The sequence below is a fragment of the Limosilactobacillus oris genome (genome assembly GCF_025311495.1).
GTDB classification, from domain to species: Bacteria; Bacillota; Bacilli; order Lactobacillales; family Lactobacillaceae; genus Limosilactobacillus; species Limosilactobacillus oris_A.
In genome coordinates, this window is the sequence record NZ_CP104398.1 from 1,378,295 (window position 1) to 1,402,628 (window position 24,334).

Genomic DNA, 24,334 nt, shown 5'->3' on the forward strand with positions numbered 1-24,334 from the left:
CCAACCTGCTGGAGTATGGTGACTGGGAGGGATCAGCGGCATTCGACGACTACCTGGTACCTGAGCTGGCGGGTCATACGACGAGCGTTGATAAGATTGCCGGGGCCGAAGTAAAACCAGGCCATCTCGACGCCGACCACGTCCACCACGTTTACTACACGTTACTCGCCAATCCTGACGATCAACCAGGGAACTCGGATTCGGATACTGACTAGCCAACCGGGAGCCGGTACGACTGCCGGAAACACTGGCAGCCCGGCTGATGGTCAGCAGAGTCAACCAGCGCCCGTGCTGACCGCGGTAACGTCAACTGGCGGTGAACAGTCAGCCCAACCGGCGGCAGTTGCTTCTGCTACCAGAGGCGCTAACCAGGAGCAGCAAGCAACCCTGCCAGCCACTGGGACTGCTGACAACCAGGCCGCTACGGTTACTGGCGCGGTCATCCTGGGGTTAATGGCTCAACTATTAACGTTTGGCCTCCTGCGGCGCAAGAAAGTAAACAAGTAACTGTTTAGGAACTGGCGAGCGAATCGTTGCCGGTTCCTTTTGATTTGGGCTATACTAACCAGTAGCAAGACAAGATTTGGAGGGATTCTGATGAAAAAAGTAGCAATCATTGTCGGCAGTGTCCGGCCGAACCGGCGGAGTAAGCAGGTGGCCAACTGGCTGCGTACCCAGCTGCTGGCAAGCGACCAGGTTCATTTTGACGTGGTCGACCTTGCCAAGGTGAACCTGCCGATGCTGGACGAGCCGCAGATACCCTTCACGGGACTGTACGCGCACGCCAAAACCCGGGAGTGGAGCCAGCTGGTTGCGTCCTACGACGGCTTTGTCTTCGTCTTTCCGCAATATAACTGGGGCTACCCGGCAGTCTTGAAAAACGCCATTGATTACCTGGCGAAGGAATGGCAGGGCAAGCCGGTTAGCCTGGTGACTTTTGGCGGCCACGGCGGCAGTCAGGCCCAAGTGGCAATGCGCCTGGTCGTCACCGGCCTGAAAATGCGCCAGATGGCAGTCAACCCGCAGATCAGCCTGTCACCGAGCGATTCACTCGCCACGGCGGACTACCGGCTGCATACGCACGACAGCGAGGCGGCCCTGCTGCGTACCGAGTTTGAAAACATCCTTAAATAAGAAAAAACGACACCGGATTTTTCCAGTGTCGTTTTTGACTAGTGCCCGTATTAGTTTCTTTAGTTATGAGCGTTAAATGCTTTTTGGGCGCCCGGCAGCTTAAAGGTGTTTTCGTAGAGGTACTTCTTGGTCAGCTTTTCCATGTAGCCATTATCGTGCAGCTTTTGGAGCTCCTTGTTCATGGCCTTAGTTAATTTCTTATTGGATGCGCTCTTGTGAAGGAGGAAGTAGGAACTTTGCAGACCAATCGACTTGGAAGCTGTTAGGTTCTTCCCCGCCGCAGTGGTTTGGACTGACTTGTAGGCAGCGTAGGGGTAAACCGCGACATCATATTTACCAGACGCGACCTGCTTTAGTGCGTCGCCAGTGGTCTGGTCGCCGATTCCTTTGAGGTTGATCTTGTTGTTGGGGTGTTGCTGGTTGTAGTTTGCAAGCAGGCTGTAACGGGCGTCGCTGGTGGAGACGGGAACGACGGTAAGCTTCTTTTTGGCTACTTCGGCCAGGGAGTTGGCTTTCTTACCGTTCTTGCGTTCGACCAGCCGGAGGTCATCGAGGCCGTTTGCACGAGTGTGGTAGTAGTTGTTAAACCGTTCCTTGTTGTACCAGAAGTTCGACATGGCGACGTCGTACTTGCCAGACTGGAGCCCGGCAAACACTGCATTTTGCGAGGTGAAGGTGGTCTTGAACTTATATTGCGGCAAGTCTTGGTCAATCTTCTTCAGCAGCTCGCCGTAATACCCACCGGCACCGTGGTCAGTGTTGATAATATAAGGCGAGTTGCCATTCGGCGCCGCGACCCTAACCGTGGTGGCCGCGGATGCTGGACCAGCGATGGTTGAGAGGCCGAGGATTGTTAGGCCGGTCAAGGCCACGCGGTTAATTAAGCGAGATAATTTCATGATGATGTTCTCCTTTATTTATTGAATTCAGCGTTGTAGGCTTTGTCAGCACCAGGGAAGGCAAAGGTGTTTTCGTGGATGTACTTCTTAGTCAGCTGCTCGAGGTAGCCATCCTTGTACAAGTGGTCAATCTCCTTGTTTAGGTCCTTAGTTAACTGCTTGTTTTGCTGATTCTTGTGGACGAGGAGGTAGGCACTCTTAAGGTAGATGGACTTAGAAACGGCGAGCTTTTTGCCGTCCTTAGTATTTTGAACCTCGCGGAAGGCGGCGTATGGATACATCGTGACGTCGTACTTCCCCGAAGCCACCTGGCCGAGGGCGTCTGCCGTGGACTGGTCACCGAACGGCTTTAAGTCGACCTTAGGATTGTGGGTATCGTTGTAGGTCTTAACAACGGAGTAGAGCGCGTCGTCGGTGGCTAGTGGCACCATTGACAACTTGTGCTTGGCGATGGGGGCGAGGGAAGTGGCATTCTTGAGGTACTTAGCCTGGGGACTGTTCTTGCGGTAAATAATGCGGACATCATCCAGGCTGGTCGAACGGGTATGGTAGTAATTCTTGAACCGCGACTCGTTGTACCATGAATTGTTCAAGGCGACGTCATACTTACCGGATTGAAGGCCGGAAAAAACGGCATTTTGGGAAGCGAAGGTCGTCTTGAAGCGGTATTGCGGCAGGTCTTTATCGATCCGCTTAATCAGGTCACCATAATAGCCGGCCGGACCATGATCGGTGTTGACCACGAATTCGGGGTTGCCGTTCGGGGCGGCGACCTTGACGGTAGTTACCTTATTCGCATGGGCGGTGAGCGGCGTGAACAAGGTGGTGGCGGTGAGGACGAAAACGGACGCGGTTGTTAGTAGTTTGGTGAATTTCATGGGTGATTCCTCTTCTCTTAGTTAAAGGCGTAGCGACGACGAAGACGGGTTTCAATCAACTGGAAGACTTTCGCGAAAATCCAGCAGATAATAATGTAAATAATCAGGGCATCAGTATAGGTTTCAAGGTACTTAAACCCTAGGGACGAAACAATGTTAGCCTGACCCATAATTTCTACCAAACCGATATTGTAAATCAAGGCGGTATCCTTGATCAGGTCGAGGAAAATATTGGTGAAGTTAGGAATCAAGTTGGTGATTAGCTGGGGGACCACAATTTGGGTCATGGTGCGCAGGGGGGTCATCCCCACCGCCAGGCCAGCCTCGTACTGGCGGTAATCAACGGCGTGGTAGGCGGAGCGAATACTCTCCGACAGGTTGGCCATGGCGTTGAGCCCGTAAGCGGAAAAAGCAATGATGATGGCCGGTAAGCCATCGGGGTTGGTGTTCCACCCCCAGTTACGCATTAGGACCAGCAGTTGGGGGAGGCCATAGTAAACTACGTAGAGTTGGACTAGAATTGGTGTTCCCCGAATGAACGAGACGACCACAGCTAGGAGCGGCGATAAGAGCGGGATTTTACGTTCACGGGCGATTGCTACTAAAATGGCCAGAATCAGTCCGGCCAAAGTCGCCACGACTGCGACCAGGATAGTCAAAGGAGCGGCGGCCAGGATTTGGCCAAATGACTCGCGAGCAAAATTTAAGTCGAACAAGCTGCTTTCCTCCTTTCACTAAATCCGAATGGCGACGAAGCGCTGCTTAACCAACCGGAACAGCCCCTCAATGATGAGGACGATTACCCAGTAGGTCAGCGCCAGCAGGACGAAAATTTGCAGCTGGTGAACGCCGGCCGTCTGGTTAGACAGGTTTGAAGCCTCGTTGTAAAGGTCGTAGAGGCCCAGAACATAGACTAGCGACGTTGCCTTCACCAGGCCGATGACCAGGTTTTCAATATTGGGAAGGGCAATCATGGTAGTCTGGGGAACCAGGATTTGCCAAAAGGTAGTGCGGTCTGGCAGGCCGATTGAACGGGCGGCTTCTAACTGCCCGGAATCAACTGACAAGTAAGCACTCCGGAAAGCTTCGGAGAGGTAGGCACTCCAGCCCAACGATAATCCAAGAACACCAAAGGTCAGCTTAGTCCAGCCGTCAATGTTAATGCCGATGCCCTTTAAGAGGACCGGTAAGCCGTAATAGGCCAACAGCAGCATCAGCAAGGGCGGGGTACCACGGATTAGGCCGAGGTAGAGGTTAGCGACGCCCTTAGCCACCCGACTTTTCCGCAGGTCCAGCCAAGCTAAGAAAATGCCCAGGATGGTCGCGAAGACAAAGGAGAGGACTAGCAGGTAGAGGGTATTGGGAAGCCCGCGCAGGATAACTTCCAGGATTTTAGTATTGCTCATCGTTTGCCCCCTAACTAGCATCATTGAGTGCGGACAGGAATTGTGCGGTCCGCTTGTTTTGGGGATGATCAAATAGTTCTTCTGGAGCGCCGGTTTCAACGATCTTTCCCTCATCGAAGAAGACGATGCGGTCCGCGACTTGACGGGCAAAGCCAAGCTGGTGGGTCACGATAATCATCGTTTGCCCGCTTTCGGCCAGGCGGCGCATATCACCGAGGACGGAGCCCACCAGTTCAGGGTCGAGGGCGCTCGTCGGTTCATCAAAAAGGATAATTTCTGGATTGAGGACGGTTGCCCGGGCAATCCCGATTCGCTGTTGCTGTCCCCCAGAGAGTTGGGCCGGATAGAGTTGCGCCTGTTTGCTGAGCCCGAGGTTATCCAGGGCCTGGTTGGCAATTTCGTTGGCCTGACCTTTAGCCATTCCCTGGGCGTAGATTAACCCCTCGGCGATGTTTTGCAGGGCCGTCTTATTTTTGAAAAGGTTATAGTTTTGAAAGACCATTGCGGAATGGCGGCGTACCCACTGGACGTCCTTTTTATCGGGCTTGGCCAGGTCAATGTGGTGGTCAGCGAAGTCCATGCTGCCCTGGTCAGCGTGTTCAAGGAAGTTAAGGTTGCGTAAGAAGGTGGTCTTTCCAGAGCCAGACGGTCCAATCATGACAACAATTTCACCTTTTTGAATCTCAAAATCGATACCCTTGAGAATTTCCCGACCATTGAATGATTTGTGTAAGTCTTTAACGGTTAGTAACAAGGTGAATCCCCCTTTAGTTGTGTGCGGCTTCGATCGCCCAGCGAAGGTGATCGTAATCAATGTCACGCGGCACTGTGCAATCGGCACCGAGCAGGACGCCCTGCTTGCCCACCTCGCTAATGAGTTCGTGCACTTTATCCTGAATTTGCTGCTTACTGCCGGTGTAAAGAATCCCCTTGGTGCTGTTGTCAAAGCCGCCTAAAACGGGACGGTCATTGAAGAGCTTCTTCCCTTCAGCCAAGGAGTAGCCATCGGTTTCAGTAGCCCAGTTGATTACCTGCAAAGGATAATCGGTAAACCAGTCGAGGTGGTTGTCGGCCCCATCAAAGCCACAGATATGGAGGATGTTAAGGAGCGAGACAGCGTTAATGGCATTTTGCACATCGATGTCAATCGGTTCCATGACCTCTTCGAAGAACTGGTGCGTTTGGGTCCGCTGATCTTGGATCTCCTGGGTGCTGTAGTAGATTCCGTCGATCTGGGTATTGGTCATCAGGGCCCGGGCAACTTTTTTCTGGTCGTCGCTAATGACCTTTAAGACGTGCAGGACCAGCTGGGGATCTTCCGTATACATATCGGCAAAGCGCTGATCTGCTAGGAGTAGTGGCTCCTGGTAGTGTTCAATTAAAGCCCACTTGAGGAGGAAGAGCGGGGAGAACATGGTGACGAAGGTTGGGCGGTCGCCGGTAACCTGTTTTTGCTTCTCGGCCAGTTCGACCTGTCCCGTTAGCCAAGGATCGTTGTCCTCAATGGGCCGCAGGTTGTGCAGGTCAGCGAGTTGCCGGGGGTTGTTGACCCCATGGAAGGGGTAGGGGAAGTAACCGTCGAGCATGGTTTTGGCAAAATCAACGTCAACGGCTTGGTAGTAATTGCGGTGCCCCGTTAGGTTGGTGGTCAAAACCTCGGGGCTTTCAGCGGCGTCGGTAAATTCGTTATCGGTGAAGTGGCGCCAAAATGACGTGGGTACTTGGTTGACCTCTTCGTTATGTAAAGCCTTTAGGACAGTTTCGCGGTTTAAGCTCATCAATAATCACTCTTTCTTTTGAAAATACAAAAACGCCACCGACCATGTGACATGATCGGTGGCGTCTACCTACCTAAAATGAGTTTTCAATGTGGGAGAATAAAAAAGTCAACCTCAAAGAAAACGGCCAGCTGAACTCATGTCAGTTTGTCCGAATGTAGTTGATGGTTGACAACACATGGCGAATTTAACTGTGGTAAACATAAGCTCAGCTCCTTTCAAAATTTGTTGCCTGTATTCTAAGATAGGTGGCTGGGGTTTGTCAATATATATTAACTAATTTTTTATCAGTGAATTTTGTAAACCGCTGTCACGGGATTTGTGATTAAAAGCGACAAGTTAATATAAATCAATTAAATTTCCGTTACAAAATGCGACATATCAGCCAAAATAGCTCGTGAAGAAAGTTGCAATCTCGGCGATTTTGTGCAATTATAATAGCCGTTATGAGTAATAGATAGAAAGAGGTTGTTAAAGAATGGAACGTCAATTTGATTTTCTGATGCCAAGCGTAAACTTCTTCGGCCCTGGGGTGATTGCTAAGATCGGTGACCGGGCTAAGATGCTGAACATGAACAAGGTGCTGGTCGTTACTGGGAGCCACATTCGCAAGATTAAGAATGGCCCAGTTGATCAGACCCTGGCTTCATTGGAAAAGGCCGGCGTAGAATACGTGGTCTTTGACGGTGCCGAAGAAAATCCAAAGATTCGTGATATCAAGAAGGGGAAGCAAATCTACCTGGATAACAACTGTGACAGTATCATCACGGTCGGTGGTGGCTCTGCCCATGACTGTGGTAAGGGAATCGGGATTATCCTGACTAACGGTGACGACATTACCAAGCTGGCTGGGATCGAAACCCTGGACAAGCCGCTGCCACCACTGATGGCGGTTAACACCACTGCCGGAACCGGTTCAGAACTGACCCGCCACGCCGTAATCACGAACGAAGAAACGCACCTGAAGTTTGTTGTCGTTTCCTGGCGGAACATTCCGCTGGTTTCCTTCAATGACCCAATGCTGATGCTGGGAATCCCGAAGGCAACAACTGCGGCTACTGGTCTGGATGCCTACGTCCAAGCCGTTGAACCATACGTTTCCGTTGACCACAACGACATTACCGACAGTCAGTGTGAAAAGGCCATCAAGCTGATTCAACAATATCTGCCGGAAGCAGTGGCAAATGGCAACAACGTTGAAGCCCGGACGAAGATGGTTGAAGGGGAAATGCTTGCCGGCATGGCCTTCAACAACGCCAACCTCGGTTACGTCCACGCCATGGCGCACCAACTGGGTGGTCAATACGACGCTCCTCACGGTGTCTGCTGTGCATTGATGTTGCCAGTCGTTGAAGAATGGAACATTATCGCCTGCCCAGACCGTTTCGCTGAATTAGCTAAGATCATGGGCTACGACATCAGCGGCCTGACGACGATGGAAGCCGCCCACAAGGCAATCGACGGGATGCGGGAATTGGCTAAGGCCATTGGTATTCCGGACTCCATCAAGGCCATCGGTGCTAAGCCAGAAGACTTTGAATTGATGGCGGAAAATGCCCTCAAGGACGGGAACGCCTTCTCTAACCCTCGCAAGGGGACCAAGGAAGACCTGGTCAAGCTCTTCCAAAAGGCTTACGACGGAATTTACTAAAAAAGGTGAGTGCGAAGTGGCACGGAGCACGTTATTGCTATGCGGCATTAATAGCCCTGTGCTAGCGAGTACGTTATAAATATGTGACGGATTAAAAAGTGACCTCCTCAATTGTTAAATTTGGGAGGTCATTTTGCGTTCAACGAAATTGACGTTCGGCCAAATAGCCAGGAAGGCTGCCTTGGCGGCGTGACAACAGAGAGGGGATAGAGAGATTGACCGTCATTAGAGAAGTTGTGTCCAAAGAGCTCCTGAAGCTGGCGGGTGTTTTCAGCTTACTGCTAAATTTAATGCCCTTTTTAATTTATGTTGCCTTGATTCAGGGCCACCATGAATTGCTAACGGCGGCACTGCCCTTTGCAATCTACTATGGTTTCCGGCGGGCTGGTTTATTGCTTTTTCGCGATTTTGAATATGACTACCAGCGACTGGCGTGGATTGGCATTGGCAGCGGGATTTGCGGTTATGCCTTGGGAATGCTGGGCATCATTAATCCGGTATTTTTTGACTTGTCAGGAGTGGGCGCCGGGCTGGCTTCGGCCCTCTTTCCGGTAGCGGTCAGTCAACGGAACCGCCTCGTTAAGAATGGGCTGCTGACCAAGCGCCCGCAGTGCCAGCCGTTAGTTCAATTCGGCATTGTGCTGGCTTTCCTAGGGTGCTTGCTATTGGTAAAGAATCCGGTCATCCACTTCGGACTGATGCTCCTTATCTCTCTTGGAGCGGCCGGCGCATACTGGAAGCTGCCGCACTCCATCCATCCCTTTCCCGTTCGCTTGCACTGGTATAACTACTTCTTAGCACTCATCTTGCTGGCCGCAATGCTATTGCTGCGCCTCGGCCGGAGTATGGGGAGCGGTCAGCCAGCGCAGTGGGGACTCGGACTACTGCTTACTTTTATTATCGTCATTGCCCTAGGCTTGCTGTTCAACCACCAGCACCTGCTCTCCTATCCTCATAACCTGCGCGCGTGGATCTTGCTCTACGGCGTTTGCGGGCAGTACTGGACGCTGTATAGCACGATTTTTATTGGGGTTATCTACGGGGTCCAATTGTACTACTGGACAATCGTTGCCTACCTGCTGGCCTTTATTTTTGGGGCAAGGCTGGTGAACGAGGTAACCCGGATTTCCAGTGCCGCTCCCGAGCGCACGGCGCTGGTGACGTTAACGCTCGGCATCATCCTTACCTTCTGGCTCCCCACCTACTTTATTGGGATTTTTATCATCAGGAGCTTTGCGGGGGAAATTCGTAAGCAAACAATCGGCGCGTACGAGCAGGCAACGCGTAATTACACGATCTCGTCCATTGTCAACAATTACTATTCCATGATTTCCGGTGTATTTTCGCAACTGGTCATGTGGGGCAGTTTGTTTTTGAGCGTGGGTTTAAAAGGGATGAACCACATTCTCGGCGCCTTTTCATTGCACCAGCCGGATATGCAAAACGGTAGCGCCATTACCTTGACCCACCTAGTTTTAGCAGTGTACATGATTCTCTATCTCATGTGGCTACTACTCAGGACGCGGAAGCAGAGCAGCATTTTTAAAAGTTAAGTGAACCGGGCGTTGGCTGTCGGGGGTTTTTCCGTGACCGATTTATAGTATAATGAAATGGTAAGAAACCGTTTACAGATGGAGGAATGTGACTATGCATAAGATTGGAATTATTGGCTTGGGACACGTGGGAACGACGGTGGCCCATATTTTACTGCTCAAGGGATTGGCTGATGAACTGGTGATGATTGACCAAAACGCAAAGAAGGTTGAGGCGGAATATTACGACTTTGCAGACTCCTTTGCCCGGACGGAACACTCCGCGGTCCTGAAGTGCAACGATTACGGTGAACTAGCGGACGCTGACATTGTCATCACCAGCTTCGGTGATATTGAAGCGACGGCGAAGACGGGTGACCGGTTCGCGGAACTGCCGATTAACAAGAAGAGTGCCGTGGAAGTCGGCCGGAAGATTAAAGAGAGCGGCTTTAATGGCATCTTGCTCAACATCAGTAACCCCTGCGACGCGATCGTGAATGAGCTGCAGAAGGCGACGGGGATGCCGCACAACCGGATCTTTGGGACGGGAACCTTCCTTGACACGGCGCGCCTGCAACGGGCGGTTGGCGCCCACTTTGGCGAAGCGCCGCAAAACGTCAGTGGTTTTGTCCTCGGTGAGCACGGCAATTCCCAGTTCTCTGCCTGGTCGACGGTTCGCCTGGACGGCCAGCCAATCAGCCAGTTTGCTGATGCGGGTAAAGTTGACTTGGAGAAACTGGACGAAGAAATTCGTCAGAGCGCCTTTACGGTTGTTGCCGGCAAGGGCTACACTTCTACTGCGATTGCGACCTGTGCGGTCCGGATTGTCGAAGCAATCTTCAATGACAAGCACGAGTTCATGCCAGCTTCGGTATACCTGGAGCAATTCGGCACCTACATCGGCTACCCGGCCGTGATTGGCAAGAACGGGGTCGAGAAGATCGTGCCGGTTAAGCTGCCAGCCGACGAAGCGGAAAAGCTGGCTGCTTCCGCGAAGACGATTAAGGAAAAGGAAGACGCCTAGACACTAGCTATTGGTTGTAAATTAAGTCCTGCTGGGAATACTCGGAAAAGCCGAGCCTTCCAGCGGGGCTTTTTATGCTTTTTTCCACCGCCTTTTTTGCGCTATACTATTAGCTAAGATATAGAAGTGGATGGTGAAATAATGACTAAATCGGCCCGCAACAAGACAATTGACTTTGACCTCGACCATGCTCCAGCGGGGGTCTTAGAGCAGATTGTCACGCTTCAACCGGGGCCAGTTTCGCTCACGGCAATTCGCGACCGGAGCATTAACGGGGATTCCTTTCAGCTGGTGCAGCAGTTTCCCGACCAGTTTGCTGATTTAGCCCTGGTTGACCCGCCCTATAACCTGGATAAACACTACGACGGGCTGAATTTTAAGCATCAGTCTACCGACGAATACCAGGAGTACACCCAACGTTGGATTGACCTGGTTAAACCGAAGCTGAAGCCCCACGCCAGTCTCTACGTTTTTGCCGATTGGCAGACCAGTATTGCACTGGCGCCGGTCCTCACGGCTAACTTCACGGTCAAGAACCGGATTACCTGGCAACGAGAAAAGGGCCGCGGCGCCAAAGGCAATTGGAAAAACGGCATGGAGGACATCTGGTTTTTGACCATGGACGACAAAAAGTACACCTTTAATGTCGACCAGGTCAAACAACGCCGGCAAGTAATCGCCCCCTATCGTGAAAACGGCCAGGCCAAGGACTGGCATGAATCGGCGGCTGGCCGCTTCCGGGACACGATGCCGTCAAACTTTTGGGATGACATCTCGATTCCCTACTGGTCGATGGCTGAAAACACCGGCCACCCGACGCAAAAGCCGGAGAAGCTGCTTGCCAAGCTGATCCTGGCGAGCTCCAACCCGGGTGACACGATTCTCGACCCCTTTGCCGGCGCCGGTTCGAGTCTGGTGACCGCCAAAAAGCTGGGGCGGCACTTTGTCGGGGTTGAGCAAAGCCGCCTGTACACGGCTTGGGGCGTTTACCGTCTCCAGGCTGCCGACCGCGATCAGAGCATTCAGGGGTATACCGACGGGGTGTTCTGGGAACGCAATACGGGTGCCTTACAACGAAGGCTGAAGAAAGATGGGAGTCGCTCGTAGTTTATGTTTTGCAGCACATAGCCAATAAAAAGGAGCCAGGTAGAAATTGTCATTTTCTACCTGGCTCCTTTGTTCAAATTCAGATTAGACCGTTAATATAAGGTTGGCACGAGGCCACCTTCCATCCGCAGTGCTTCACCGGAAAATCCGTTTGAGTATGGCGATGCAACGAAGGTAACGAAGCGGCCGATTTCTTCTGGGTCAATGAGACGCTGGATCATTGATAGTGGACGGTGCTCCTTGGGGGTTCGTGTTTGGATAATCAGCCTTGATTTCGGCTACGATGGCGTCAACGTCCGCCGCTTTACGCCCGTTAATAATCACATTGACCCCTTCGCCAGCCATGACCCTGGCGATTGCCTTTCCAATCCCCTTAGTGGAGCCGATAATGAGGGCACTTTTATTTTGTAATCCCATGTCCATGGTATCAATCTCCTTTTATTTAGCGCTGGTGTTGCTATTCCCGTACAAATCCGGTTGGCTTAAACGTGGTGCCGTGCATCAGGGTGTTTTCGACCGGGCACTTCTTGGCGACGTCGGCGAGAAACTGCTTGATATCCTCGTCGGACTCGTCACTGCGCACGTGGGCCTGGTAACGGATCTCAGTGAACTTTCGTAACGATTCACCGTCGATGTCTTCCCGGCCCAGGTCGCCTTCAACGTCCACCCAAAATGCCTGGAGGTCAAAGTGCCGCTTTCGGGCAAGCGCGGTGGCCGTGATTGACTGGCAGGCGCCGAAAGAGGCGAGGAGAATTTCGACCGGGTTCATCCCGGTATTCGTACTGCCGGGCTCGTCAAAGTTGATTTCAAAGCCCCGGGTACCAGCAGCGACCTGCATTCCGGTAGTAGTTTTAGTTGCTCTAACTTTGTAAGTGCTCATTGCTTTCGCCCTCCTGATTTCTTTTTCCTTAATTGTAATCGGTGACTAACTTGTCAGCAATGAAAATGCTCCTTTGACCCGGCCCACGGTTAGCGCCTATAATAGGGTATTATTAGTTTAGTGCCGTTAGAATGGGGAGATTGTAATGAAGTATTCGCACCGGTTAAGTGACGCCGTCCACATCTTAGTGTATTTGGAAATCTTAGGGAGCAATAGCAGCTCGGCCATCGCGGAGAACGTTAACTCCAACCCCAGCTTAATCCGGCGCCTGATTGCCCACATGGTCAAGGGCGGGATCCTCGAACGGAGCGGCCAGCACGGGGAAATCAGCATCAAGCTGACCCGGCCCGCGGCCCAGGTGAGCCTGCTGGATATTTACCAGGCGGTTGAAAGCCACCAGGAGTTCTTAGACGTGGATCAGGAGATTAACCACCTCCACCCCCTGAGCCGGTGCATGCCGGGCGTGCTCGGTGCCGCGTACCAGCGTGTCCAGACGGCGGCAGAACAAGAGATGGCTCAAATCAGCCTCCAGTCGGTTGTCGACCAGATGCGGGCGCGGATTAACGAAGAAAAGAAGTAACATAAAGGCCTCCGGGAAGCGGTGCAAAACCGCGGTCCTGGAGGCCTGCTTTATTTTATAGCCCGGGGTGGGTCATGGTGATGTGCTTGCGCTCGGCTTCGATGAAGGGGTCCCCAGTGGGGTGGAAACCGTACTGGGCGTAGTAGCCCCGGATGTAATACTGGGCGTGGATGACAATTTCACGGCCCGGGAAGTCACGCTGGATTCCACTGAGGAGCTGGTCCATCAAGGGCTTAGAGAGGCCGGTACCCCGGTAGTTTTTCCGGATCACGACCCGGCCAAAGGTGACCTGCTTACCAACTTCAAAGTAGCGGGCATAGGCCACGACTTGCGGGCCATCACAGCAGAAGAGGTGGTGCGCGACCAGGTCGTTTTCGTCCGGGTCAGGGTAGGAGCTCTCCTGCTCCCCGTTGAAGACGAGGGCCCGGAGCTGATAAATCTTAAACAGTTCTACACCGGTGAGCTCATCAAATGTCTTATTGAACCACTGCAAATTAACGCCTCCTCGTTAGACCTCGTGTGGGGAGTGCTTTCCCGCGAGGATGAGCAGGACGTCTTCGAGGGCGAAGTCGACCATGTTCTTGACGGCCAGGTTGGTGAAGAAGGCGATGTGAGGCGTCAGGATGACGTTGTCCATGGCGTGCAGCTCCTCCACGAGCGGAACGTCAGCGAGACCCTTCTCCCGACGGTCGGTCATCACTACCTCGTTTTCTCCCTCGAAGGTGTCGAGGGCCGCGGCGGCTAGCTGGTGGTCCTTCAAGGCCGCGACCAGGTCGGCAGTGACGACGACCGGTCCCCGGCTGGCGTTGACAAGACCCGCCGTTGGCTTCATCAGGGCCAGGTCCGGTGCGGCAATCAGACCGGTCGAAGTCGGGTTGAGGTCCACGTGGAGGGAAACCACGTCGCTTTGCCGGAGCAGGTCCTCTTTGGAAACGTACTCGACAATTCCCCGCATTTCTTCACGGGGCTTGACGTCAAAGCCCAGGACCCGGGCACCGAGGGCCTTGAGTAGCTTGGCCAGGGTACCGCCGATCCGGCCGACCCCGATGATCCCGATGGTGGCCGTGTGGATTTCTAAGGCCTGTTCGTCACTGAACCAGCGGAAGTCGTTTTGGGCGACCTGGGCGTCGAAGCGGTAGGACTTGCGGAGCAGGCGGAAAATCTGCATAAGGGCGTGCTCGGCAACCGACCGGGGCGAGTATGCCGGGACGTTGGTAACGGTCAGCCCGTTGGCGTGGGCGGCTTGCAGGTCGACCATGTCAAAGCCGGCGGTCCGGGTGGCAATCTGCTTGAGCCCGTGCGCTTTGAGCTGGGGGTAGACGGCTGGGTCGACGGGGCTGCGCTGCTGGATTACCAGCCCGTCAACGTCCTTTGTCAGGTCCACCGCGTCGTCAATCAGCTTTGGCGTGGTGACGATGTCGACGTTATGTTCACGGGCAAATTGGTCAATGGCGGCCTGTTCGTCGTCCCGGACACTGGTCATTAAAATCTTAGTCATAGTTAGTCCTCCTTGAGAAATGCGGCGATGCGGTCAACGGCGGTTTTGAGATTTTCCATGCTGGTGGCGTAGCTGAGCCGCAGGTAGCCCTGCCCGCCGGCGCCAAAGTAGGAGCCAGGGATCACGGCGACCCGGCCTTTTTTGGCCAATGCAGTGGCGAAGGCAACGTCATCATTGCCGGCACTAGCAGGAATCTTTGCGAAGAGGTAGAAGGCCCCGTTTGGCGTTGCGGTTTCAAAACCAAGCTTAGCGAGTGCGGCCACGAGGAAGTCCCGCCGTTCTTGGTAGGCGGCCTTCATTTGCTGGGTAGCTGCCTTCCCGGCTGCGGTACCGAAGGCCGCCGTGGCCGCTGCCATGGCCGAATCGGTCGCGGATGTAATCATCATTCCGCTGACGGCGCTGACCGGTCCCATCAATTCCCGGGGACCAGCGATAAAGCCAATCCGGTAGCCGGTCATGGCGTGGGACTTGGAGGCCCCGTTCAGGATGAGGGTCTGCTCGGGGATGAATTTGGCGATGGAGGTGTGCTGACCGTCGTAGACCAGCTCGGAGTAAATTTCATCCGCGATTACTACCAGGTCGGTGTTCTTAACCGTCATTGCCAGTTCCTCGACCTGCTGGGCGGAGTAGGTCACCCCAGTCGGGTTGGAGGGGTAGTTCAAAATCAAAGTCGTGGCACGGGGGTGGGCGGCAATGGTTTCTTTAAGCTGATCAGGAGTTAGGACAAAGTCGTGGTCGCTGGTGTCAATTTCAACCGGCTGGCCGCCTAGCATGGTAGTGACCGCCATGTACAACGGGAAGGTCGGGGTGGCGACTAGGATCTCGTCACCGGGATTGATTAGGGCAGAGAGGGCGGCGTAGATTCCCTCGGTTGCGCCGATCGTCACCGCAATTTCACCGTTGGGATCATAGTCTAGTTGGTAGCGGTCCTTGAGGAAGTCGGCGATGGCCGCTCGCAGCTTGGCGGTACCGACAGCCGGCGCGTAGTGGGAGTCGTTATCAGTGATACTGTCGATGGCGGCCTGCTTCATGGCGTCAGGTACGTTGAAGTCGGGTTCCCCCAAGGTTAACTTGACGATTCCAGGGACGGCGCTGGCCTGGGCATCGAATTCCCGGATGCCAACCGGTTTAAGGCGGGTGAAGTTACGGTTGAGCTGGTTCATAATACTGGCTTTAGTTGTGGGCATGATTAATTCCTCCTTAAAAATACGAAAAGACCCGGATGACGATTAAACGTATCCGGGTCTTTTCATCAGATTGGAATGAGTATGATGAAGGAGTATTCCGGATACTTGGCAATTATCCGGAAGTCCCAATGATAAAATCACTGCTGGCTAGCGGATTAAGCTGCTAAACCAGAAGTAGTATGCATGATTTACTTGTTGCATCGCTGATTTCATCATTACGGTCTCCTTGATTAACTGATTATTAGCTATTCTAATTAATTTCTAATGATTGTCAAGGAAAAATTGAGAAATCACCCCTTGGCAAGTGCCAACAAGCCGCTAGATAATGGCCTAAACTGCCTTTTTTATAATAAAAATTATTTAAGCTAAAATTAATTCACATTTTTCTACTATTACACTTGTGCTATATCACAGATGTGTTATAATAGATAACGTGAAGGAAGTGAATAGCGATGCAGATCGATATCAAGAGATACTTAGAAGTCCACAATTTAACGATTTACCAAGTATCTAAGCATTCTGGCTATGGCTACACGACTTTACATAAATCATTCAATAAACCACAATCGAGTTCTACGTCGCTAAATCTACGCGACCTTGATGCCTTGGCACGAGCTGAGCACAAGGCGATGTGGGAAGTCCTTCGTGATTTAGAGAGTCATTATCTGAAACATGATGATGACGAGTCGTTGTAGCCAGTCGGCCCGATTGGCTGTTTATATAGATTAATTCTGACTACAATTTAACACTTGAAATTAACAATTAATTGAGGAGGTACAGCGTAATGGCACAAAATCCAATGGATCCATTTAACAGCGATATGAATGACATCTTTAACCAACTGATGGGTGGAATGAATGGTTCTGCAAACCGTCGTTACATGATCAATGGTCAAGAAGTAACTCCAGAAGAATTCGCACAATACCGGCAAAGCGGTCAGTTGCCTGGTGGGGCAATGCCACAAAAGGGCGGTCAGCCAGGTCCACAGCCAAGCGAAGGCAAGGAAAGCATCCTGCACAAGCTGGGCCGGAACTTGACGGAAGAAGCCCGTCAAGGCGAACTGGACCCTGTAATTGGCCGGAACAAGGAAATCCAAGAAACCGCTGAAATTTTAAGTCGGCGGACAAAGAACAACCCGGTCCTGGTTGGGGATGCTGGTGTTGGTAAGACGGCGGTTGTTGAAGGCTTGGCCCAAGCAATCGTTGACGGCAACGTTCCTGCACCAATCAAGGACAAGGAAATCATCAGTATTGATATTTCTGGTCTGGAAGCTGGAACCCAATACCGGGGCAGCTTTGAAGAAAACATGCAAAAGCTGATTGATGAAGTCAAGAAGGCGGGAAACATCATCCTCTTCTTCGATGAAATCCACCAAATCATCGGTGCTGGTTCAACTGGTTCTGACAGCGGCTCCAAGGGAATGTCCGACATCATCAAGCCGGCATTGTCCCGGGGTAAAATCAGCGTCATCGGTGCAACTACTCAGGACGAATACCGGAACACCATTATGAAGGACGCTGCCTTAGCGCGGCGGTTTAACCCGGTAACGGTTAACGCCCCAAGCAAGGCCGACACGATTGCCATCCTGAAGGGTATTCGGGACCTGTACGAACGTCACCACAACGTTAAGTTGCCAGACGACGTTCTGCAGGCAGCGGTTGACTATTCCGTTCAATACATGCCACAACGGGCTTTGCCTGACAAGGCCATCGACCTGATTGATATGACGGCCGCTCACCTGGCAGCAAAGCACCCAGCACATGATGCTAAGCAGATTGAAAAGGAAATCGAAGTTCAAGAAAAGAAGCAGAAGGAAGCAGCGAAGAAGGAAGATTACAAGGCTGCCCAGGCTGCTAAGGACAAGATTGCTGACCTGAAGAAGCAATTGAGCCAGAACTCCGAAGACGAAAAGGTTACGGCAACTCCAGAAGACGTTGCTAACGCCGTTGAACAGATGACTGGTATTCCGGTTTCCAAGATCGGTGCTAGTGATGTTGAACGTCTGAAGGACATGGACAAGCGCCTAGAAGGCAAGGTTATCGGCCAAGACGAAGCCGTGGAAGCCGTTGCCCGCGCTATTCGGCGGAACCGGGCCGGCTTCGATGAAGGGGAATCACCAATTGGCAGCTTCCTCTTCGTCGGCCCAACTGGTGTTGGTAAGACTGAACTGGCTAAGCAATTGGCCCTCGACATGTTCGGCTCCAAGAATGACATCATCCGTTTGGATATGTCTGAATACTCAGACCGGACTGCCGTTTCCAAGCTGATTGGGACGACCGCTGGTTACGTTGGTTACGATGACAACTCCAACACCCTGACCGAAAAGGTTCGTCGGCACCCATACTCCATCATCTTGTTGGATGAAATTGAAAAGGCTAACCCACAAGTGATTACACTGCTTCTCCAAGTACTTGATGATGGTCGCCTGACTGATGGTCAAGGGAATACCATCGACTTCAAGAACACCGTGATCATTGCAACTTCTAACGCCGGCTACTCCAACGACGCACCGGTTAAGCTGGGCAATGACAACGATGAAGAAGACCTGATCAAGAAGTTGACCAACTACTTCCGTCCAGAATTCTTGAACCGGTTCAACGCCATCGTTAAATTCCACAGCCTGACGAAGGAAGACCTGCAAAAGATCGTTGACCTGATGCTGGCTGATGTTAACGCCACTCTGGCTAAGAAGGGCATGGACGTTAAGGTAACGCCTACTGCTAAGAAGTACCTGATTGACGAAGGGTACGATGAAGCCATGGGTGCACGTCCGCTGCGGCGGGTAATCGAACGGGAAATCCGTGACAAGGTCACTGACTACTACCTTGACCACCTGGATGCTAAGCACTTGGTTGCTGAAATGCAGGATGGCAAGCTGGTAATCGTTGACGCCAAGGACGCTGCCAAGGATGACAGCGACCAATACACTTCTCCGGAAGACAAAAAAGATGACGAAGCTAAGGACGACCAAGAAGACAAGTAGTCGTTAGCTGAATAGCTAAATTGATAAAACCGGCTGGTGAAAAAATTTCACCGGCCGGTTTTTTTGTATTTTAAAATATTTAGTTATCCTCTGCTTGGCCCTTTGGCGTTTCAGTACCATCAGGATTCATGAGTCCTTTCTGGACACTATCTTTGATTTGCAGATAAGTAACGTAAGCATTTGCATCACTGTAATAAGCGGGGTCAGATTTGTCAGTAATCCAGCGACCACCATTCTTAAATGCAGCGGCCCGTTCTTGGGCGTCTACATCATCACTAGCGGTTCCCGAGTTGCTAGTGGCATTAGTATTACTGCTGCTTGCACTGTCGCTGTTATTGTCAGGATCGGTATAACCATTTTTCTTAACTTTTTCTTGCTGTAATTCTTTGGCAGCGTTAAACATACTCATAAAATCGGCGGCAGTCATATCAGTCTTCTTATATGAATCCTTGCCCCACTCATAGGTAGCACCCTTAGCAGTACCAGAAGTGCTTAATTGGTTGCCACTTTTTTTCATGGTAAAAGTATAAGCATCCTTATCATAAATTGTCTTGATGCTGATTTTGAATTTGTTATTTCCCAGAGCTTTCCAGGTTCCCCGTTCTGCATCGCCGTAATTGCCGTTATTCTCTCCACCGGTTTCGGCTTGGGCGACCAATACGTCCCCATTCTTTTTGAAGTAAAAGTAATTAGGCTGAGCACGGCCTTCATCATCTTTTGGCGTGTCCTGGTCTGTTTCCTTATATACCCCGCTGAGGAACTCTTGATTACTTGTTGCGTGAGTAGGTGCCTTTTTACCGCAACCAACCAGAATCAATGCCAATAGTGCAGTTATAATAATTACTATCCTTGAATTATGCTTCATTTTACTTCCTCCCAAATAAGCAATGCGTCAATTGTAGCATATGCTGCGTAGAGCTTCCACTTTATCCATTGGCTGAAAAAACTACCACTTGGCGGACGGAAAATGGTAATTTGCTGATAAAGTTGTAAAATGAAGGGTGTTTTATCATTATTTTTATTGAAACATTGCAAGAATTAATGGGGGGAAATATGAAAATCAAGGTTAAGGGAATTCTAGCCGCCGCCACTGTCTGCGGGGCGGTTTTAATGGTCAATCAGCTGACCGCCAACGCCGCCGACCAGCAGGTGGCACCGGCAAATCTCACTGCCAGCGCGGCTTTTGCTAGTAGCCAAACTAGCAATCAATCGCTCCCGGCGGCTCCAGCCAGTCAGGTAGCGCCAAGCACGGTTAATGCTGTTAGCCAGCCGGCGGTAACACCCATCACTGCTAATAGCGATACTGGGAACTACGGCAACCTGGACGGGGCGGCCATTGTGGGGAACCAGGTTCAGTTACAAGGCTGGAACGCGAATGGGCAGGCCGGAAACCGTCCCTACCACACGATTATCGTGGTTGACCGAACCACTGGCCGGGAATTGCAGCGGCAGACAGTCCAACCGGTCAGCCGTCCAGACGTGCAAACTGCTTTTCGCAACGTCACCAACGCGGTTAATTCAGGTTGGCAGGTCAGTTTTGACCTCAGTGATGGTAATGCCGATGCCTGGTTAAGCCATTCGCTAGCCATTGTCAGCCGGTACAGCAATGACCCGACAGCTAACAATACGGATGCCGATTACTGGTATGCCCCGATCACGTTTGACCAGCAGGAGAATGGCTACCTAGACAGCTGGCGGTTTGCTTCCGGCCACCTCACCGCTAGCGGCTGGCACGCGACTTCTGCCAGCTACCGCCAGCCCTACCATTGGATCATTATCTATGACCAGACCCTGGGCCGGGAAATCAAGCGGGTTCGAGTCGGCGACGCGGCCCGGCCGGATATTGCCAAATATTGTGGTCGGACGTACGGCGCTGCCAAAGCTGGCTGGAACCTCGACTATGATTTTAGTACGGACAGCCGCTATCTCAACGACCAGCTCCAACTGATTTCACGGTATAGCGACGACCAGCAGGGTGGAGAAGGTCACCATACCGATTATTGGTACTCGCCGCTAAAGGCTGACCAAGCCAACCGGGCGAACCTTGATAATGTCACCATTGCTGGCGGCAAACTCAACCTGGCGGGCTGGCACGCGACAGATGGCAGCCTGGGAAGGGAGCACCACTTTATCATCCTGCTGGACGCCCAGGGGCACGAACTTGGCCGGTTACCGGTGAAGAACATTGCCCGGGCAGACGTTGGCCGCGCCTTCGCGGGAATTTATAATTCTGCTAATTCTGGCTGGCAAGTTCAGTTTGACCTGACTAGCGCGCTGGTGGGGAGCCCGCTCCGGATCGTGAGCCGGTATAGCAGTGATCCCGCTGGCAACCGTGACTACGTTGACTACTGGTTTAACCCGGTGAACTTTAACCACAACCAGTATGCCATCACCAGTGTGGCAAAGCAGGACGGGGCACTGGTGATCAAGGGCTACCACGCCGCGGATGCTGCCTATCAGCAACCAAACCATTACGTGATTATCTATGATCTAACAGCCCACCAGCAGGTTGGGTCGGTGAAAACGCCGCTGACGGTGACCGAGCCGGGAGTTCAGCTCAGTGCCTACAACGCGGCCGATGCCAGCTTTACGGCGGTTTTCCCGCAACTCAGCTTAAACAGCGGCCACCAGTACGCCCTGGTTCTACGTTATTCCGCGAACAGTCAGGGAAATGGTGACGAGGGTGATCGCCAAAATGACACCTGGCTAACCTTATCTAGTGCCAACCGGGGCTGGCTGGATAGCTTTCAGCTCAGCGATGGTCGGCTCAAAGTCAGCGGCTGGCACGCCAGCGACTTTGAGCTGGTTGCGCCCTACCACTTCCTGATCGTGTATGACAATACTGCTCACCAACAAGTGGCGGCCAAGCTGGTCACTGGCAATGCGGCGCGGCCGGATGTCCAGCGGAGCAATGCTGGAATCGCCACGGCTACCGCTTCCGGCTTCAACTGTGATTTTGGTCAGCTTGCCCTGCACGCCGGCCATTCCTATTCTATCGTCAGTCGGTATTCGACTATTAGTACCGGTAACGGTGATAACGGCAGTGCTAGTTACCAGGATTACTGGATGCCAGCGATGACGCTCGACCAGGCGCACGCATCCATTGACGGTTTGACCGCGGCCGCTGACGGCATCCGGGTAGCCGGGTGGCTTGCCACTGACCAGCTGCTTGATAAGCCGTTTGCGTATGTGATTGGCTTATATAACGGCAAGGAGTTTGGCCGCCAGAAAATTAGCTTTAGCGACCGCCCTGATGTTACACGAGCATACTCACAGACCTACCAAAGCGGGCACAGCGGCTTTGACCTGGTAGTGCCAACGAACAACACTGTGTTTAAGCAAGGCCAGCTCAGCTTTATCTTGCGGGTAACCGATGATCCAGCCGGTAACGGTCATGCTAGTGACCTGAACAGTCAGAGCTACGCTGTTAACGCTGGTGAAGTCACTGGTGTCTACAAGCCGACGACCAATGCGGTAGCGATTTCTGGCTGGCACGCGGCAATGGGGCAGAGCTCCCGGCCGTACCAGTACCTGATTGTGACCGACTTGAACGGGCACGAATTTTACCGGCGGCCGTTGAACCAAACGAATTCTAACTTGACGACCAGCGCCGGGGCTCGGCAGGCGGGTTGGATTGCTGGTGCTGGCAATTCTGCCTTTGCATTGACTCTGCCAGTAACAGAGCAGATGAACCACCGGGGAATTCGCGTAATTCACCGCTATACCGATGATGCAGCTGGTAACGGCGATTATATTGACTGGTGGTCGCCAGAGATTGATATTAATACTGGCTTCCAGTCATTAAATGGTGGGACGGTCTATTATGATCCCGCGACTGGTCAGCTGGCGACCGGCTGGCGGAACGTGGCTGGCAACAACTATTACTTTGCGGACGGTTATCAGATGAAGCCGGGTTCTGACGACTGGGTTTACAATGACCAGCTCCACGGGCAGATGTACACGGGTGTGCAGTGGGCCGATGGACACTGTTACGACTTTGGTCGGGACGGAGTTGCCCATACGCAGCCGTGGAACGATGGCTGGTCATGGCCGTTTCCTGCTAGTGGCGAGGGCTCCTTTGCCTTTGGGCAGGGTTTTGGCTATAACTGGGCTGGCCGGACAAACAGCTACCACGATGGCTTGGACTTTGGGGCCTACGATCATCCGGGTGCCGACGTTCACGCGGTCCACGGCGGCCGGGTCATTGATATTGCGACGGTGCGGGACCAGCAAGCACGGGACCTCTGGTGGTACGCCCTGATCTGGGATGGTCGAACCCTCTTCGTTTACCAGGAAGCCTTTTCTAACCGGAGCCGGATTATCGTCAACGTCGGCGACCTTGTCTACCCTGGACAGGTGATTGGCTACCGGGACCTGTCGCACCTACACTTGGGGATGAACACCAGCCCGAATTACCGGATGGACCTCGCCCACTCTTATCAGCCAAACTGGACGGATTCCTCTCAGGCTACTGGTTCAGGGAGCTGGATCGACCCTGAATGGGCGCTACGGGTACGCCCGTACTAGGCTTTTGTTTCATGTGAAACGGTGCGCTTGCCGCCTTTTTGCTCTTGCTTTAAAAGCTGCTATCGTTGATAATTGGTGTAAGGGTTTGCAACGTGCAAACTGTGGATGTGTGATTTGGATTTAATTGATGGAGGAATTAATATGAGCAAGATTTTTGCGTTCAGTATCCGGAAAGATGAAGAACCATACTTGAAAGAATGGGCCGCGGCGCATCCAGAAGTCGAGGTTGATTACACGGACAAACTGCTGACGCCAGACACGGCGGCATTAGCCAAGGGTGCCGACGGGGTGGTTGTCTACCAGCAATTGGATTACACTCCAGAGACTCTGCAGGCGCTGGCAGACTTGGGGATTACCAAGATGTCCCTGCGGAACGTCGGGGTTGATAACATCGACATGGATAAGGCGAAGAAATTAGACTTCGAAATTACTAACGTGCCGGTGTACTCACCAAACGCCATTGCTGAACACGCTGCAATCCAGGCAGCTCGTGTCTTACGGCAGGCAAAGCAGATGGATGAAAAGATGGCCCATGGTGACCTGCGGTGGGCGCCAACGATTGGTCGGGAAGTCCGTGACCAAACCGTTGGGGTAATTGGAACGGGTCATATCGGCCGGGTCTTCATGCAGATTATGGAGGGCTTTGGCGCAAAGGTAATTGCCTACGACGTCTTTAAGAACCCTGAATTGGAAGAGAAGGGTTACTACGTTGACTCCTTAGACGACTTATACAAGCAGTCAGACGTTGTTTCCCTCCATGTCCCAGCGATGAAGGACAACTACCACATGATTAACGAGGAAACGATTGCCAAAATGAAAGACGATGCCGTCCTGGTCAACGTTTCCCGGGGACCGCTGGTGGACACTGCCGCGGTTGCTAAGGCGTTGGATGATGGGAAGCTATTTGGCTTCGTGATGGACACCTACGAGGGTGAAGTTGGCGTCTTCAACGAGGACTGGACTGGCAAGGAATTCCCAGACCCACTGCTCAAGGACCTGATTGACCGGCCAAACGTTCTAGTAACGCCACATACGGCCTTCTACACTACCCATGCCGTTCGCAACATGGTGGTCAAGGCCTTTGATAACAACCTGGCAATGGTTGAAGGGCAAGAACCAGATACACCGGTGGAAGTTGGCTAAGGGATTAATTAAATAAAAGAGAGTATTATAGTATGCAAATAGCCTCCAAACTCGGAAAATCCGAACTTGGAGGCTGTTTTTATGCTCTAAAGATGGGCTTGATGGAGAGAAGACCACCTATGTCCAT

25 protein-coding genes are annotated in these 24,334 nt (G+C 52.4%); 12 read left to right on the forward strand and 13 right to left on the reverse strand.

Annotated elements, in window-relative coordinates:
• The first annotated feature begins 8 nt into the window (after positions 1–8).
• From N4599_RS09965 to N4599_RS06970, 3 genes are all read left to right on the forward strand, one after another.
• Positions 9–215, forward strand: a complete 207-nt coding sequence (locus tag N4599_RS09965; protein WP_419719955.1) for a hypothetical protein — start codon at positions 9–11, stop codon at positions 213–215.
• Between the two features lie 73 nt (positions 216–288).
• On the forward strand, positions 289–507 hold the full coding sequence (locus N4599_RS06965) for a hypothetical protein (protein WP_062813118.1): 219 nt from the start codon (positions 289–291) through the stop codon (positions 505–507).
• 90 nt (positions 508–597) lie between these two features.
• The gene (locus N4599_RS06970) at positions 598–1,134 is read left to right on the forward strand and encodes an NADPH-dependent FMN reductase (protein ID WP_062813117.1); all 537 of its coding nucleotides are present in this window, start codon (positions 598–600) and stop codon (positions 1,132–1,134) included.
• Positions 1,135–1,193: 59 nt separating this feature from the next.
• Here N4599_RS06970 and N4599_RS06975 read toward each other — a convergent pair whose 3' ends face one another.
• Genes N4599_RS06975 through N4599_RS07000 form a run of 6 tightly spaced genes read right to left on the reverse strand, consistent with a single transcriptional unit; the run spans position 1,194 to position 6,095 of the window.
• The gene (locus N4599_RS06975) at positions 1,194–2,033 is read right to left on the reverse strand and encodes a transporter substrate-binding domain-containing protein (RefSeq protein WP_062813116.1); all 840 of its coding nucleotides are present in this window, start codon (positions 2,031–2,033) and stop codon (positions 1,194–1,196) included.
• A 14-nt stretch (positions 2,034–2,047) separates the two neighbouring features.
• Positions 2,048–2,911, reverse strand: a complete 864-nt coding sequence (locus tag N4599_RS06980) for a transporter substrate-binding domain-containing protein (protein WP_260898667.1) — start codon at positions 2,909–2,911, stop codon at positions 2,048–2,050.
• A gap of 17 nt (positions 2,912–2,928) precedes the next feature.
• Positions 2,929–3,627 carry an amino acid ABC transporter permease gene (locus N4599_RS06985; protein WP_062813114.1) on the reverse strand — a complete coding sequence of 233 codons (699 nt, stop codon included), beginning with the start codon at positions 3,625–3,627 and terminating at the stop codon, positions 2,929–2,931.
• Between the two features lie 18 nt (positions 3,628–3,645).
• Positions 3,646–4,317 (reverse strand): amino acid ABC transporter permease, encoded by a 672-nt coding sequence (locus N4599_RS06990; RefSeq protein WP_062813113.1) that lies wholly within the window; start codon positions 4,315–4,317, stop codon positions 3,646–3,648.
• Positions 4,318–4,327: 10 nt separating this feature from the next.
• Positions 4,328–5,071, reverse strand: coding sequence for an amino acid ABC transporter ATP-binding protein (locus tag N4599_RS06995; RefSeq protein WP_191363558.1), 744 nt, complete (start codon positions 5,069–5,071; stop codon positions 4,328–4,330).
• 13 nt (positions 5,072–5,084) lie between these two features.
• Positions 5,085–6,095 carry a uroporphyrinogen decarboxylase family protein gene (locus N4599_RS07000; protein WP_062813111.1) on the reverse strand — a complete coding sequence of 337 codons (1,011 nt, stop codon included), beginning with the start codon at positions 6,093–6,095 and terminating at the stop codon, positions 5,085–5,087.
• 478 nt (positions 6,096–6,573) lie between these two features.
• Between N4599_RS07000 and N4599_RS07005 the strand changes: the two genes are divergently transcribed.
• The 4 genes from N4599_RS07005 (at position 6,574) to N4599_RS07020 (ending at position 11,409) form a co-directional block, all read left to right on the forward strand.
• Positions 6,574–7,746 (forward strand): iron-containing alcohol dehydrogenase, encoded by a 1,173-nt coding sequence (locus N4599_RS07005; protein ID WP_003711482.1) that lies wholly within the window; start codon positions 6,574–6,576, stop codon positions 7,744–7,746.
• A gap of 215 nt (positions 7,747–7,961) precedes the next feature.
• Complete coding sequence (locus N4599_RS07010) at positions 7,962–9,299, forward strand: hypothetical protein (RefSeq protein WP_260898670.1); 1,338 nt, start codon at positions 7,962–7,964, stop codon at positions 9,297–9,299.
• A gap of 94 nt (positions 9,300–9,393) precedes the next feature.
• A complete protein-coding gene (locus N4599_RS07015; RefSeq protein ID WP_260898671.1) occupies positions 9,394–10,302 on the forward strand; it encodes an L-lactate dehydrogenase in 909 nt (302 codons plus the stop codon).
• A gap of 141 nt (positions 10,303–10,443) precedes the next feature.
• A complete protein-coding gene (locus N4599_RS07020) occupies positions 10,444–11,409 on the forward strand; it encodes a DNA-methyltransferase (protein WP_260898673.1) in 966 nt (321 codons plus the stop codon).
• Between the two features lie 92 nt (positions 11,410–11,501).
• Here N4599_RS07020 and N4599_RS09970 read toward each other — a convergent pair whose 3' ends face one another.
• Genes N4599_RS09970 through N4599_RS07030 form a run of 3 tightly spaced genes read right to left on the reverse strand, consistent with a single transcriptional unit; the run spans position 11,502 to position 12,289 of the window.
• Entirely contained in the window at positions 11,502–11,630 is a 129-nt protein-coding gene (locus tag N4599_RS09970; protein ID WP_419719943.1) for a hypothetical protein, read from the reverse strand.
• A complete protein-coding gene (locus N4599_RS07025) occupies positions 11,611–11,832 on the reverse strand; it encodes an SDR family NAD(P)-dependent oxidoreductase (protein ID WP_419719944.1) in 222 nt (73 codons plus the stop codon). Before N4599_RS07025 ends, N4599_RS09970 begins: the two co-directional genes overlap by 20 nt.
• 34 nt (positions 11,833–11,866) lie before the next feature.
• The gene (locus N4599_RS07030) at positions 11,867–12,289 is read right to left on the reverse strand and encodes an OsmC family protein (RefSeq protein ID WP_260898675.1); all 423 of its coding nucleotides are present in this window, start codon (positions 12,287–12,289) and stop codon (positions 11,867–11,869) included.
• A 145-nt stretch (positions 12,290–12,434) separates the two neighbouring features.
• Between N4599_RS07030 and N4599_RS07035 the strand changes: the two genes are divergently transcribed.
• The gene (locus tag N4599_RS07035) at positions 12,435–12,869 is read left to right on the forward strand and encodes an Rrf2 family transcriptional regulator (protein ID WP_260898677.1); all 435 of its coding nucleotides are present in this window, start codon (positions 12,435–12,437) and stop codon (positions 12,867–12,869) included.
• A gap of 55 nt (positions 12,870–12,924) precedes the next feature.
• Here N4599_RS07035 and N4599_RS07040 read toward each other — a convergent pair whose 3' ends face one another.
• Genes N4599_RS07040 through N4599_RS07050 form a run of 3 tightly spaced genes read right to left on the reverse strand, consistent with a single transcriptional unit; the run spans position 12,925 to position 15,554 of the window.
• Positions 12,925–13,362: a GNAT family N-acetyltransferase gene (locus N4599_RS07040; protein WP_260898678.1), complete on the reverse strand. Its 438-nt coding sequence runs from the start codon at positions 13,360–13,362 to the stop codon at positions 12,925–12,927.
• 15 nt (positions 13,363–13,377) lie between these two features.
• The gene (locus N4599_RS07045) at positions 13,378–14,367 is read right to left on the reverse strand and encodes a D-2-hydroxyacid dehydrogenase (protein WP_260898680.1); all 990 of its coding nucleotides are present in this window, start codon (positions 14,365–14,367) and stop codon (positions 13,378–13,380) included.
• A 2-nt stretch (positions 14,368–14,369) separates the two neighbouring features.
• Positions 14,370–15,554, reverse strand: a complete 1,185-nt coding sequence (locus N4599_RS07050; RefSeq protein ID WP_260898682.1) for an aminotransferase class I/II-fold pyridoxal phosphate-dependent enzyme — start codon at positions 15,552–15,554, stop codon at positions 14,370–14,372.
• 452 nt (positions 15,555–16,006) lie between these two features.
• On the opposite strand from N4599_RS07050, the gene N4599_RS07055 reads away from it, so the two are divergent.
• Both N4599_RS07055 and N4599_RS07060 read left to right on the forward strand, forming a co-directional pair.
• Positions 16,007–16,249, forward strand: coding sequence for a hypothetical protein (locus N4599_RS07055; RefSeq protein ID WP_062813073.1), 243 nt, complete (start codon positions 16,007–16,009; stop codon positions 16,247–16,249).
• Between the two features lie 89 nt (positions 16,250–16,338).
• Positions 16,339–18,537 (forward strand): ATP-dependent Clp protease ATP-binding subunit, encoded by a 2,199-nt coding sequence (locus N4599_RS07060; protein ID WP_260898686.1) that lies wholly within the window; start codon positions 16,339–16,341, stop codon positions 18,535–18,537.
• A 79-nt stretch (positions 18,538–18,616) separates the two neighbouring features.
• Here N4599_RS07060 and N4599_RS07065 read toward each other — a convergent pair whose 3' ends face one another.
• The gene (locus tag N4599_RS07065) at positions 18,617–19,402 is read right to left on the reverse strand and encodes a hypothetical protein (RefSeq protein ID WP_260898687.1); all 786 of its coding nucleotides are present in this window, start codon (positions 19,400–19,402) and stop codon (positions 18,617–18,619) included.
• Between the two features lie 188 nt (positions 19,403–19,590).
• Between N4599_RS07065 and N4599_RS07070 the strand changes: the two genes are divergently transcribed.
• Entirely contained in the window at positions 19,591–23,064 is a 3,474-nt protein-coding gene (locus N4599_RS07070; RefSeq protein ID WP_260898689.1) for a peptidase M23, read from the forward strand.
• 141 nt (positions 23,065–23,205) lie between these two features.
• The gene (locus N4599_RS07075; RefSeq protein WP_260898691.1) at positions 23,206–24,207 is read left to right on the forward strand and encodes a D-2-hydroxyacid dehydrogenase; all 1,002 of its coding nucleotides are present in this window, start codon (positions 23,206–23,208) and stop codon (positions 24,205–24,207) included.
• The last annotated feature ends 127 nt before the right edge of the window (positions 24,208–24,334 follow it).